We start from the raw sequence: 12,622 nt of genomic DNA, 5'->3' as shown, positions 1-12,622 counted from the left end.
CATGGTCGAGGCCTGGATCGGGCTCGGGGCCAACCTCGGCGACGCCGAGGGAAGCGTGCGCGGTGCATTGCGCGCGCTCGATGGCCTGGCGGACACGACGCTCCTGCGGGCATCCTCGCTGTACGCCACCCCTGCGTGGGGCAACGAAGATCAACCGCCCTTCGTCAACGCGGTGGCCTGCGTGCAGACCACGCTGCCGCCGCTGGCCTTGCTGCACGCCCTGCTGGCGCTGGAGCAGCAGTTCGGCCGGGTGCGCGATCCGTCCCTGCACTGGGGGCCGCGCATGCTGGACCTGGATATTCTGCTGTATGCCGACCAGGTGATCGATCTGGCCGAGCTGACGGTGCCGCATCCCTTCCTGCACCAGCGTGCGTTCGTCCTGGTGCCGCTGGCGGAAGTGGCCCCCGGGCTTGTGCTTCCCGGTCGTGGTCGCGTGCAGGATGCAGTGATGCAGGTGGACCCCTGCGGGATTTCCCGGTTAGAGGGATAATGGGCGCGTTATCACCCCCGGTTATTTCCTGATGAGCACGCACGCAGACAGCAAGCCCTGGACCGTCCCGGCGCTGGCGGAGGCCAAGCGCAACGGCCAGAAGCTGGTCATGTTGACCGCCTATGACGCAGGGTTCGCCCGCGCTTTCGATGCCAACGGGGTCGACATCGTCCTGATTGGCGATTCACTGGGCATGGTGGTCCAGGGCCATGATTCCACGCTGCCGGTGACCGTTGCCGACATGGTCTACCACACCCGTGCGGTGGCCCGCGTACTGGAACGCGCGCTGCTGGTGGCGGATCTGCCCTTTGGTGCGGACGCTACGCCCGAGCGCGCGTTCGATGCATCGCTGCAGCTGCTGCAGGCCGGCGCGGAAATGGTCAAGATCGAAGGCGCCGGCTTCAAGCTGGACATCATCCGCCATCTGGTGGAACGCGAGATTCCGGTCTGTTCGCACCTTGGGCTGACCCCGCAGTCGGTACTGCGGCTGGGCGGCTATCGCGTGCAGGGCCGTGGTGATGCCGCGCGGCAGCTGGTGGAAGATGCCAAGGCCGTGGTCGAGGCAGGCGCCAGCATGATCGTGCTGGAATGCCTGCCCACCCCCGTTGCCGCCGCAGCAACCGCGGCGGTGTCCGTGCCCACCATCGGCATCGGCGCCGGCCCGCAGTGCGATGGCCAGGTGCTGGTGATGCATGACCTTCTCGGCCTGGACAGTGGCCACCGCCGGCCCAAGTTCGTCAAGGATTTCCTTGCCGAAGGCGGTTCGGTGGCCGGTGCTGTCCGTGCCTACGCCGACGCCGTGCGCGACGGCACTTTCCCCGACGCTGAGCACGCCTACGCATCATGATCGAGACCGTCACCGAACTTGCCCAGCTGCGCGCCATCGTCAGCGGCTGGAAGCGCGAGGGGCTGCGCGTTGCGCTGGTGCCCACCATGGGCAACCTGCATGCGGGCCATTATTCGCTGGTCGCGCTGGCGCGGCAGTACGCCGACCGCGTGGTGTCCAGCGTGTTCGTCAACCCGACGCAGTTCGGCCCGAACGAGGATTTCACCCGCTACCCGCGCACCCCCGAGGCCGACACCAGTGGCTTGGAAGACGCGGGCTGCGACGTGCTGTGGTTGCCGACCGTCGAATCGATGTACCCGTTCGGCGTCGAGCTGGCGGCCAATGTCAGCGTGCCCGGCATCAGTGGCCTGCTTGAAGGGGCGCACCGCCCTGGCCATTTCGATGGCGTGTGCACGGTCGTATCGCGCCTGTTCAACCAGGTCCAGCCCGACGTGGCCGCGTTCGGCAAGAAGGACTACCAGCAGTTGGCGGTGATCCGGCAGATGGTGGCCGACCTGGCATTCCCCATCCAGATCGTCGGCGGTGACATCGTGCGCGAAGACGATGGCCTGGCCATGAGTTCGCGCAACCAGTATCTCGATGCAACGCAACGCCCGGCCGCGACCACCATCCACCGGGTGTTGATGGGGATGCGCGAGGGCTACATCAGCGGGCATGCGCGCGAGCGCATCGAGGCTGATGCTGTAGACGCGCTGCAGGCGGCAGGCTTCCAGGTGGACTATGCCGCACTGCGCACGCCGGACCTGATCGAACCGCCGCATGAAGGCGGCCCGCGCGTGGCCCTGATCGCTGCCCGGCTGGGCAGCACGCGCCTGATCGACAATCTCGAGTTCTGACGCTGGGGCATGGCGCAAACGGGGCGCAACCGGGTCAGAGTCCGTTTCGCGAAGCGAAAAGGACTCTGACCCTTTTTTACACCTGCTCCAGCGCCCGCCTGACCAGCCCTTCGCGATACCAGGTTCTATCGGGGTAGACCGGCTGCCCGCGTGCCATCCGCTGTTCATGGATCTGCACCGCGATCTCCATCGCCCTGTCTGATTCGGTATCCAGAAGCGTGGGCGTGCGGAATGGCGCAGGGCTCACTGCGTTAGCCGGGGCGGAAGGTCGGTAGCAGAAGCCGCTGGCCACCGAGATCGCCTTGTCGGTCTGTTCGGCCTCGGCCCACGCGGCCTGCGCCAGCTTGGCTTCCAGGTTTGCGATTCTGCGCAGCATCGGATGCGCGGCATAGATGCCGGTGGCGGGAAACTGCATAGCGTCCTTCGCCTTGCCCGCTAGCGGCGCAGTTTCCGCCGGGCCGGCGCCTGACCTCTCAACGCGGCGCCGTGGCGGCCCCACAGGTGGCCGGTGCACGTTGCGCACGGCGACCGAACGCAGCTTGCGTCGGCGGGGTTCTGCCGGCACATCGCCGATCCGGGTAGGGCCGGAGAAGCGGCTGACAAGCTGGTCGAAATCCTTGGCACGGCTGAGGGTGGCGAACATGGGTACTCCCGGTTGAAGCGGACAGTTCAGCGGATGCAAGCAAGCCGCGCTTGCGGGAATCGTGCGTGGCCGCCAGTACCTGAACCGCCGCCTGACTGGCATGGGCTGCCCCTGTCGCCAATCCCCCAGATGGTAGAATCCGGACTTTCCTTTACCGCGTTGCCTGTGCCATGCATCTGTCCCTGCTGAAGACCAAGATCCACCGCGCCACCGTCACCCATTCGGAGCTGAACTACGAAGGGTCGATCGCGATCGACGACAACCTGTTGGCTGCCACCGGCATCCGCGAGTTCGAACAGGTGCATATCTGGGACGTCACCAACGGCGCCCGTTTCAGCACCTACGCCATCCGTGCCGAGGCCGGTAGCGGCGTGGTGTCGCTCAACGGCGGCGCGGCGCGCCACGTGCAGGTCGGCGACATCATCATCATCGCCGCGTTCGCCAGCATGACCGAGCAGGAAGCAGACAGCTTCCGGCCGAAGCTGGTATATGTGGATGGCAACAACCAGATCTCCCACACCAACGACAGCATCCCGACCCAGGCCGCATGACCACACACAACGGACTCGACGCGCTTCACTCCCATGCCCAGCGCCTGCGTGGCGCGCGCATCCCGGATCTGCTCACCGCCGAACCCGGCCGTGTCACCGATCTGGCGCTGCGGGTCGGTCCGTTGTATGTCAACTTCGCGCGGCAGAAGTACGATGCCGCTGCGTTGCAGGCGTTGCTGTCGCTGGCCGCCGAACGCGACGTGGGCGGTGCGATCACGCGTCTGTTCCGTGGTGAGCAGGTCAACCTGACCGAAGGCCGCGCCGCGCTGCATACGGCGCTGCGTGGCGATGTGGTGGATGCGCCGGTCGCCGCCGACGCGTTCGCTACGGCACGTCAGGTCCGGCAGCAGATGGGCGAGCTGGTGCGCGCGCTGGAAACCAGTGGCGTCACCGACGTCGTCAGCGTCGGCATCGGCGGTTCGGACCTCGGTCCGCGGCTGGTGGCCGATGCCCTGCGCCCGGTTGATGGCAGCCGGCTGCGCGTGCATTTCGTGTCCAACGTGGATGGCGCGGCCATGCAGCGCACGCTGGCCACGCTGGATCCGGCGCGCACCGCCGGCATCCTGATCTCCAAGACCTTCGGCACGCAGGAGACCCTGCTCAACGGGCAGATCCTGCACGACTGGCTGGGCGGCAGCGAACGTCTGTATGCGGTCAGCGCCAATCCCGAACGTGCAGCGAAGGCGTTCGACATCGCATCCAGCCGGGTGCTGCCGATGTGGGACTGGGTGGGTGGCCGGTATTCGCTGTGGTCGGCCGTTGGTTTCCCCATCGCGCTGGCCATTGGCTTTGAACGTTTCGAGCAGTTGCTGGACGGCGCCTCGCAGATGGACGCGCACGCACTGGACGCGCCGCTCGAGCGCAACCTGCCGGTGCTGCACGCGCTGACCGATATCTGGAACCGCAACCTGCTGGGTCATGCCACGCATGCGGTGATGACCTATGACCAGCGCCTGGCCCTGCTGCCGGCGTATCTGCAGCAGCTGGTGATGGAGAGCCTGGGCAAGCGCGTGCAGCGCGATGGGCAGCCGGTGGCCAGCGATACCGTGCCGGTATGGTGGGGCGGGGCGGGCACCGATGTGCAGCACAGCTTCTTCCAGGCGCTGCACCAGGGCACCAGTGTGATTCCGGCCGATTTCATCGGCTGCGTGCGCAGCGATGATCCGTACACGGTCAACCATCAGGCGCTGCTGGCGAACCTGCTGGCGCAGACCGAGGCCCTGGCCAATGGCCAGTCCAGCGATGACCCGCATCGGGATTACCCGGGCGGTCGTCCGAGCACCATGATCCTGTTGGATGCGCTGACGCCGCAGGCGCTGGGTGCACTGATCGCGATGTACGAACACGCGGTGTATGTGCAGTCGGTGATCTGGAACATCAACGCGTTCGACCAGTTCGGCGTGGAGCTGGGCAAGCAGTTGGCAGGCCAGTTGCTGCCGGCGCTGCAGGGCGAGGCAGTGGAGATCACCGATCCGATGACGCGCGAGATCCTGCGGTTGTTGTAAGTCAGGTAGATGCCCCGTGGTGTGTCACGCGGGGCCGGCATTCCGCCGAGCATGGCTCGGCGCTACCAGACGGATCGCGCAGGCCGGCATTCCGCCGTCAGCGTGAGGGTTCGGGGCTCGGGCGTTTGGCCAGCTTGCGCTGCAACGAACGCCGGTGCATGCCGAGCAGGCGCGCGGCAGCCGATACGTTGCCGCCGGTTTCATGCATCGCCTGCTGGATGTGCTCCCACTGCAGCCGGCTGATCGGCGTCATCGCATCAGGCAGGTCCAGCTCGCCATCGTCGGCCGGGCCGTCATCTTCTTCCCCCAGCGCGCGCAGGATCATCGGCACCGTTGCCGGCTTGGGCAGGTAGTCATCGGCGCCCAGCTTGATGGCCTCGACGGCCGTGGCGATGCTTGCATACCCGGTGACCAGCAGGATGCGCATGTCTTCGCGCAGGACACGCAGGGGCTGGATCAGCGCCAGCCCGGACTCGCTGCCCAGCTTCAGGTCGATCAGCGCGAACGCGGGCGGCTGCTGGCGGGCGAGCAACAGGGCACTTGCCGAGTCCTGCGCGGTGCGCGTTTCCAGGCCTTTGCGGGCCAGGCTGCGCTGCAGCGTGCGCAGGTACAGTTCGTCATCGTCGACCAGCAGGCCATCGCCATGCAGGCCTGCGGCGGAAGAGGGCAGGGCAGTGTTCATGGGGTTTCCTCGCGGGGGACCAGCGGAATACGGAAGCCGACGCGGCTGCCTGCGCCATGCGCAGGGCGCATCCACATTTCGCCATGCAGGCGTTCGATGGTGGCGTGGGACAGGGCCAGGCCGACGCCCATGCCCTCGCTCTTGCTTGAGCTGAACAGGGTGGCGGGCAGGACGGCCTGGCGTGCATCGAAGCCGTGGCCGAAGTCACGGACTTCGCCCACCAGGTCGTCGCCCTCGATGCGCAGCGACAGTTCGACTTCCGCGCGTCCGGCGTTTTCACCGGCCTCGGCGGCGTTGTTCAGCAGCACCATCAGCAGGTGGCCGACGCCGGCATCCAGCGGCAGGGTAAGCGGGGCATCTGCGTTGCGGCTGAGGATGATGGTCGGCCGTACCAGCCGCCATTGCTCCAGCACCTGCAGCGCGGTGGCCGGTCCTCGCCCGGGCACATCCGGTGATGCCGGCGCGGCCAGGGCCAGGACCCGCTCGCGGCACTGCACCAGCAGTTCGCGCAGGGTTTCCACGTCGTCGCGCACCTCGGCACTTTCGTTCTGCTCGGCGATATCGTCGGCCAGCAGCGTCATCGTCGCCAGCGGGGTGTTCAGCTCATGCGCCACCGATGCGGCATGGGTGGCCAGCGCGACGATGCCCTCGTTGCGGGCGAAGCGCTCGCGCAGCAGTGACAGCTCGTGTTCGCGCTGGCGCAGGGCAACCGCCAGCCGCGTGGAGAACGCCAGCACGACCGTCACCGAGATCAGGAAGTTGGCCACCACGCCCCACTGCTGCAGGTCTTCCGGGGCGAAGTAGCCGCCGGCCGGCAGCGGCAGGCCGAACGCGGCGCTCACCGAGTAGCCGATGAGGCACGACGCGGCCACCGCCAGCGTCCAGCGTGCCGGCAGGGCCAGTGCCGCCAACGCGATCAGGATGAGGAACAGCGAGCCGAAGGGATTGCTGATGCCGCCGCTCCAGCCGACCATCCAGGTCAGTACGGTGACATCCACCAGGATATGGCCGAAGGCGGTCACTGGCGCGGTATCGGTGCCGTGCACGCGCAGCTGCGCATACGTGTTGAACAGGGCCAGCACCAGCACGCCGGCCCACAGGGGCACCTGCGGCAGCGGCAGGCCCAGCACCCAGGTGGCCACCAGGATGGTCGCCGCCTGGCCGGCGGTAGCCAGCCAGCGCAGGCTGCACAGGGTCTGCAGGAACGGGGCGTCGGGAGAGGTCATGGGCGCTCATCGTATGCGCTCCCCGTGTGTCCTGCCTGCGACAATCGGCCGCAGACCGCACCGGCACTGAATGGGAGTCACCCGGCGGTCGCGCGGCAGCGCTAGAATATTCCGATGCATGACGCCGTCTCCCGCCCCACACCTCCTGCCGAGCCCACCGCCTGGCCGCGCCGCCTGACCCAACCTGTCCGCATCGGCGGGGTGATCGTGGGCGGCGGCAAGCCCGTGGTGGTGCAGTCGATGACCAACACCGATACCGCCGACGTGGCGTCCAGCGTCAAGCAGGTCGCCGAACTGTGGCGCGCTGGATCGGAAATGGTCCGGTTGACGGTCAACAACGCCGAATCGGCTGCCGCGATCCCGCGCATCGTCGAGAAGCTGGCGATGATGGGCATCGAGGTGCCGCTGATCGGCGATTTCCATTACAACGGCCATCAGCTGCTCACCGCCGAGCCGGCCTGCGCCGAAGCGTTGGCGAAGTACCGCATCAATCCCGGCAACGTGGGCTTCGGCAAGAAAAAAGACCTGCAGTTCGCGCAGTTGATCGAGTTCGCCATCCGCTACGACAAGCCGGTGCGCATCGGCGCGAACTGGGGCTCGCTGGACCAGTCGCTGGCCGCCAGGTTGATGGATGAAAATACCCAGCGCGCGCAGCCGTGGGATGCCGGGCGGGTGCTGCGCGAGGCGCTGATCCGGTCGGCACTGGATTCGGCGGAAACCGCCGTCGACCTGGGCCTCCCGCGCGACCGCATCGTGCTGTCGGCCAAGGTCAGTGGCGTGCAGGAACTGATCGCCGTGTATCGCGACCTGGCGCAGCGGTCCGATTTCGCCCTGCACCTCGGCCTGACCGAAGCAGGCATCGGCAGCAAGGGCATCGTCGCCTCGGCAGCCGCGCTGGCGGTGCTGATGCAGGAAGGTATCGGTGACACCATCCGGATATCGCTGACGCCCGAACCGGGCCAGTCGCGTACGCAGGAAGTGATCGTCGCCCAGGAACTGTTGCAGACCACGGGCCAGCGCGCGTTCACGCCGCTGGTCACCGCCTGCCCCGGTTGTGGCCGCACCACCTCCGAGTTCTTCCAGGAGCTGGCCAAGGTCGTGCAGAACCACGTGCGCGAGCGCATGCCGCTGTGGAAGATCGAGCACCCCGGCGCGGAGAACATGACCTTGGCGGTGATGGGCTGCATCGTCAACGGCCCGGGTGAGTCGCGGCACGCCAACATCGGCATCTCGCTGCCGGGCACCGGGGAAGCGCCGTCGGCGCCGGTATTTGTCGATGGCGAGAAGTCGGTCACCCTGCGCGGCGAGAACATCGCCCAGGAATTCGTGGCCCTGATCGATGACTACGTCGAGCGCAACTATGTCCGAAGTGCCGGATAACCTCGTCGGACCGGACGGCCAGGAAGAGGCGGCAGGGGTTCGTCACTGGCTGTCGCGCAACGCGTGGCGCTTCCTGCTGCTGTTCGCCGGCGTGCTGGTGCCGCTGGCGGTGTTCGTTGCGTTGGCCGATGAAGTACATGAGTTCGAATCGTTCCACTTCGACGCCCCGCTGCTGATGCGCATGCATGGCTGGCATGGCCCGGCGCTTGACCAGTTCGTCGTGGTAGTCACGCGGCTGGGCTATGAGTGGTTCCTGATCCCGGCCGACGTGGTCATCGTGGCGGCCCTGCTGCTGCGTCGGCACTGGCGTGAGGCCAGCTTCGCGGCGATCGCGTTCGTCGGATCTGCCCTGCTCAACATGGGCAGCAAGCAGTTCTTCCAGCGCGATCGGCCAAGCCTATGGGAGTCCATCGCGCCAGAGTCCACGTACAGCTTCCCCAGCGGTCATGCGATGGGCTCGATGACCTTCACCTGCGTGGTCGTGCTGCTGGCGTGGAACACGCGCTGGCGTGTGCCGGTGCTGATCGGTGCGCCTCTGTTCGCGGTGCTGGTCAGCATCTCGCGGATCTATCTGGGCGTGCATTACCCCTCCGACATCCTGGCCGGCTGGTGTGCGGCGCTGGTGTGGGTCGTGGGCTGCTATCTGGTGATGTTCCGCCAGCGGCGTCCGTGGGGTCCCCGGCGTGGGCCGCTCGCCCGGGCTGACGTGAACAAACCGTAAAGATGCGCCTCCTATAGGCTATATTGATCGGACAAGCAGGTTCACGGCGAGCGGTACAGGGTCAGACACGGGCGTTATGTGATTCTGGCCGCAGTTCGGCAGCGACCGTCGGGAACTACGCTTGTGGGGCGTCTGCGCGGTACCTACCGTGGAAGACGGCAGCGGTGGTGAAAGGGGAACATGCATGACGATTCGTATCTATCTGGTGGATGACCACGCACTGGTCCGTACCGGAATGAAGATGATTTTGTCCGGTGAGACCGATATCGAGGTCATCGGCGAGGCGGAGTGTGGCGAGGATGCGCTGCGCGAAATCCGCCAGCTGAAGCCGGACGTCGTGCTGTGCGACCTGCACCTGCCGGGCGTCAGTGGCCTGGAAGTCACCGAGCGCATCGTGCGCGGACAGGAAGCCACTCGCGTGGTCATCGTGTCCGTGCTGGAAGATGGCCCCATGCCCAAGCGGCTGCTGGAGGCCGGTGCGTCCGGCTACATCAGCAAAGGCTGCAACGCGCAGGAGCTGCTGCGCGCGGTCCGCGAGGCATCGCAGGGACGGCGCTACCTGGGCAGCAACATCGCGCAGAACCTGGCGTTGTCCACGGTGGAGGGCAGTGCCTCGCCGTTCGACAGCCTGTCGCCGCGCGAGCTGGAAGTGGCCCTGTTGTTGACCCAGGGGCTGCGCCAGGAAGACATCGCGCGCCGGCTCAGCCTGAGCGCGAAGACCATCAATACGCACAAGGCACGCCTGTTCGAGAAGATGGGTATCCACGACAACATCGCGCTGGCGCGCATGGCCAGCCAGTACGGCCTGGTGGACCCCGCCCGCCCGATGTGATCGGAGCAGGTAGCGGTACGTGTGGTTGGGTGACGACCGTTGATCGTCACCCTGTCGTCCGCCGCCGCGCAGGGCGCGGCGCTACCGCTTCAGTGACCGCGCACCCGGGCGACGATCTTCGCCGCACCCGCCGCTGCGTCGCGCACCTTGTCCCACGCGCCGTCGGCGATCCAGTTGCCCGGCACCATCCACGACCCGCCGATGCAGAGCACGTTCTTCTGCTCGAGGTACTCTGCGGCGCTGTCTTCGGTGATGCCGCCGGTCGGGCACAGCTTCAGGTCCGGCACCGGCCCGGCCAGTCCCTTGATCATCGCCAGCCCGCCCACGGCGGTGGCCGGGAACAGCTTGCATACCCGGAACCCCCGCGCGTACAGGGCCAGCAGTTCCGTCGGCGAGGCCGCACCCGGCACGACCGGCAGCGGTGCCGCGGCCAACGCATCGGCCATGTGCGCCGGCGTACCCGGCGTCACCAGGAAATCCGCACCCGCATCGATGGACTGCTGCATCTGCTCCACCGTCAGCACGGTGCCTGCACCCACCACCACGCCCGGCAGTTCGCGCTTCAACATCGCCAGCGCGTCCATCGCCACCGGCGTGCGCAGGGTCAGCTCGATGGCCGGCAGGCCACCTTCCAGCAACGCCGCACTGACCGCCCGCGCCTGATCCAGCGTATGCACGGTCACTACCGGCAGGATGCCCGCTGCACGCAACAATTCCGCCGCCCGTACCTGATGCTCTGCGATACCCATGCTCTGCTTTTCCTTTCTTTTCTTCTGCTGCGCACAACGCGCCAGGAATGTGTCCGGAGGCTGCGGGAGGCCTCGGTCAGGACCGCTCTCGCGCAGGGATGCGCGTGTGCGAGCCTACATGGACGTACTTGCGGCGTGTCCTGATCGAGGCCTCCCGCAGCCTCGGCCAGGAATCGTCACCGCATGATGCTCAGGCGTCCTTCGACTCGTGCGGTGCCGCCGCCGCTGCGGCGTCATGCCCCAGTTCGTATTCCGCGTCGTAATCCCACGCACTGCCGTCAGAGGCTGCCGGCCCGCAGGAAATCGAAATCGCCCCCTGATCGGCCGGACCCACTACCAGGCGATTGATCGCGAACAGGTTGCGACCCAGATCATTGGCAGCCGGCGCCGTGTTCGGTGCCTGCTCGCGCGCTGCCCACTCGGCCGCATCGATCAGCACTTCCAGCGTGCCCGCTTCACCATCCAGGCGGATGATGTCGCCCTCGCGTACCTTGCCCAGCGGACCGCCACGTGCGGCCTCCGGCGTCACGTGGATCGCCGCCGGAATCTTGCCCGACGCACCGGACAGGCGACCATCGGTGACCAACGCCACGCGGCGGCCCTGGTTCTGCAGCAGGCCCAGCAGCGGCGCCAGCGAATGCAGCTCGGGCATGCCGTTCGCACGCGGGCCCTGGTAGCGCACCACTGCCACGAAATCCTGCGGCAGCAGGCCTGCGGCATGCAGCTTGTTCAGCACCTGCGGCGCATCGACCACCACGGCAGGCGCTTCGATGGTGCGGTACTGCGGCTTCACTGCAGACAGCTTGATCAGCGAACGGCCGAGGTTGCCACGCAGCAGGCGCAGGCCGCCCTGGCTTTCGAAGGGGTTGTCGACGCCGCGCGCGACGTCCTCGTCCGCGCTGCGGATGATGCCGTCCACCCATACCACCTGGCCGTCCTGCAGGCGCGGCTCGCGTGCGTAGTCGGCCATGCCGCCGCGGGCGACGGTGACGATGTCGCCGTGCATCAGCCCGGCGCGGATCAGTTCACCGAACACGAAGGCCGGTCCGCCGGCAGCGGCGAAGCGGTTCACATCGGCTTCGCCATTGGGATAGACGCGGGTCAGCAGCGGGATCAGCTGCGACAGCTCGTCCATGTCGTCCCAGGTCACCACGATGCCGGCGGCACGTGCCACCGCGATCCAGTGGATGGTGTGGTTGGTCGAGCCACCAGTGGCCATCAGCGCCACGATGGCGTTGATGATCGCGCGCTCGTCGATGATCCGGCCGATCGGGCGGTAATCATCGCCCAGCGCGGTCATGTCCAGCGCGCGTACGGTGGCCTCGCGGGTCAGCGCGCCGCGCAGGGTCTGTTCCGGATTGACGAACGAGGCACCCGGCAACTGCACGCCCATGGCTTCCAGCAGCACCTGGTTGGAATTGGCCGTGCCGTAGAACGTGCACGTACCGGCGCCGTGGTACGACGCGGCCTCCACCTCCAGCAGCTCCTCGCGGGTCGCTTCGCCGGCGGCGTAGCGCTCACGCACTTCTGCTTTCTGCTTGTTCGGGATGCCCGGGGTCATCGGTCCGGCCGGCACGAACACCGACGGCAGGTGGCCGAAGGCGAGCGCGCCGATCAGCAGGCCAGGTACGATCTTGTCGCACACGCCAAGGTAGATCGCCGCGTCGAACATGTCGTGGCTGAGGCCGATCGCGGTGGACTGGGCGATCACATCACGCGAGAACAGCGACAGCTCCATGCCGCCACGGCCCTGGGTCACGCCGTCGCACATCGCCGGCACACCGCCGGCCACCTGGGCGGTCGCCCCCAGCTCACGCGCGATCTGCCGGATCTGCTCCGGGTAGCTCTCGAACGGCTGGTGGGCCGACAGCATGTCGTTGTACGAGGTGATGATGCCCAGGTTCGGCGTCACACCGCCACGCAGGCGGCTCTTGTCAGTACCGCCACAGGCGGCGAAACCGTGGGCAAGGTTGCCGCAGCTCAAGCGGCTGCGGAACGGACCATCGCGAAGGGCGGCATCGATCCCGGCCAGGTAAGCGGCGCGCGAGGCGGCGCTGCGGCGGACGATGCGCTCGGTGATGGCGTGCAGTTGCGGATGCAGACTCATTGGCTACCAGCGTTGGAAGGTGGCGAGAGGGGGAAAGCGGTTCACGGCGATCA

13 protein-coding genes are annotated in these 12,622 nt (G+C 67.2%); 8 read left to right on the top strand and 5 right to left on the bottom strand.

The window, feature by feature from the left end:
• Nucleotide 1: 1 nt before the first annotated feature.
• The 3 genes from folK to panC are packed head-to-tail and all read left to right on the top strand — an operon-like array spanning nucleotide 2 to nucleotide 2,173.
• The gene (folK, locus tag ICJ04_RS11455) at nucleotides 2-490 is read left to right on the top strand and encodes a 2-amino-4-hydroxy-6-hydroxymethyldihydropteridine diphosphokinase (RefSeq protein ID WP_188324381.1); all 489 of its coding nucleotides are present in this window, start codon (nucleotides 2-4) and stop codon (nucleotides 488-490) included.
• Between the two features lie 31 nt (nucleotides 491-521).
• Nucleotides 522-1,337 (top strand): 3-methyl-2-oxobutanoate hydroxymethyltransferase, encoded by an 816-nt coding sequence (gene panB / locus ICJ04_RS11450; RefSeq protein ID WP_188324380.1) that lies wholly within the window; start codon nucleotides 522-524, stop codon nucleotides 1,335-1,337.
• On the top strand, nucleotides 1,334-2,173 hold the full coding sequence (gene panC / locus ICJ04_RS11445) for a pantoate--beta-alanine ligase (RefSeq protein WP_188324379.1): 840 nt from the start codon (nucleotides 1,334-1,336) through the stop codon (nucleotides 2,171-2,173). Before panB ends, panC begins: the two co-directional genes overlap by 4 nt.
• 76 nt (nucleotides 2,174-2,249) lie before the next feature.
• Here panC and ICJ04_RS11440 read toward each other — a convergent pair whose 3' ends face one another.
• Nucleotides 2,250-2,816 carry a hypothetical protein gene (locus tag ICJ04_RS11440; protein ID WP_188324378.1) on the bottom strand — a complete coding sequence of 189 codons (567 nt, stop codon included), beginning with the start codon at nucleotides 2,814-2,816 and terminating at the stop codon, nucleotides 2,250-2,252.
• Nucleotides 2,817-2,986: 170 nt separating this feature from the next.
• On the opposite strand from ICJ04_RS11440, the gene panD reads away from it, so the two are divergent.
• Nucleotides 2,987-3,367, top strand: coding sequence for an aspartate 1-decarboxylase (panD, locus tag ICJ04_RS11435; protein ID WP_182337771.1), 381 nt, complete (start codon nucleotides 2,987-2,989; stop codon nucleotides 3,365-3,367).
• Nucleotides 3,364-4,872: a glucose-6-phosphate isomerase gene (gene pgi, locus ICJ04_RS11430; RefSeq protein ID WP_188324377.1), complete on the top strand. Its 1,509-nt coding sequence runs from the start codon at nucleotides 3,364-3,366 to the stop codon at nucleotides 4,870-4,872. The genes panD and pgi overlap by 4 nt, the downstream gene beginning before the upstream one ends.
• A gap of 97 nt (nucleotides 4,873-4,969) precedes the next feature.
• Here pgi and ICJ04_RS11425 read toward each other — a convergent pair whose 3' ends face one another.
• Nucleotides 4,970-5,554 (bottom strand): response regulator transcription factor, encoded by a 585-nt coding sequence (locus ICJ04_RS11425; RefSeq protein WP_188324376.1) that lies wholly within the window; start codon nucleotides 5,552-5,554, stop codon nucleotides 4,970-4,972.
• Nucleotides 5,551-6,780 (bottom strand): ATP-binding protein, encoded by a 1,230-nt coding sequence (locus ICJ04_RS11420; RefSeq protein WP_188324375.1) that lies wholly within the window; start codon nucleotides 6,778-6,780, stop codon nucleotides 5,551-5,553. Before ICJ04_RS11420 ends, ICJ04_RS11425 begins: the two co-directional genes overlap by 4 nt.
• A 114-nt stretch (nucleotides 6,781-6,894) precedes the next feature.
• Here ICJ04_RS11420 and ispG point away from each other — a divergent pair, with 114 nt between their 5' ends.
• From ispG to ICJ04_RS11405, 3 genes are all read left to right on the top strand, one after another.
• Nucleotides 6,895-8,160 carry a flavodoxin-dependent (E)-4-hydroxy-3-methylbut-2-enyl-diphosphate synthase gene (ispG, locus tag ICJ04_RS11415; protein WP_188324374.1) on the top strand — a complete coding sequence of 422 codons (1,266 nt, stop codon included), beginning with the start codon at nucleotides 6,895-6,897 and terminating at the stop codon, nucleotides 8,158-8,160.
• Entirely contained in the window at nucleotides 8,141-8,881 is a 741-nt protein-coding gene (locus ICJ04_RS11410) for a phosphatase PAP2 family protein (protein ID WP_188324373.1), read from the top strand. Before ispG ends, ICJ04_RS11410 begins: the two co-directional genes overlap by 20 nt.
• Before the next feature lie 184 nt (nucleotides 8,882-9,065).
• Complete coding sequence (locus ICJ04_RS11405) at nucleotides 9,066-9,713, top strand: response regulator (protein ID WP_188324372.1); 648 nt, start codon at nucleotides 9,066-9,068, stop codon at nucleotides 9,711-9,713.
• Between the two features lie 89 nt (nucleotides 9,714-9,802).
• Here ICJ04_RS11405 and eda read toward each other — a convergent pair whose 3' ends face one another.
• Both eda and edd read right to left on the bottom strand, forming a co-directional pair.
• The gene (gene eda / locus ICJ04_RS11400) at nucleotides 9,803-10,462 is read right to left on the bottom strand and encodes a bifunctional 4-hydroxy-2-oxoglutarate aldolase/2-dehydro-3-deoxy-phosphogluconate aldolase (RefSeq protein WP_188324371.1); all 660 of its coding nucleotides are present in this window, start codon (nucleotides 10,460-10,462) and stop codon (nucleotides 9,803-9,805) included.
• A gap of 190 nt (nucleotides 10,463-10,652) precedes the next feature.
• Complete coding sequence (gene edd / locus ICJ04_RS11395; RefSeq protein WP_188324370.1) at nucleotides 10,653-12,569, bottom strand: phosphogluconate dehydratase; 1,917 nt, start codon at nucleotides 12,567-12,569, stop codon at nucleotides 10,653-10,655.
• Nucleotides 12,570-12,622: the final 53 nt, after the last annotated feature.

Source organism: Stenotrophomonas sp. 169, assembly GCF_014621775.1.
GTDB lineage: Bacteria > Pseudomonadota > Gammaproteobacteria > Xanthomonadales > Xanthomonadaceae > Stenotrophomonas.
Note: the sequence above shows the minus strand (reverse complement) of the source record. Positions and strands in the feature narration are given on the sequence as shown.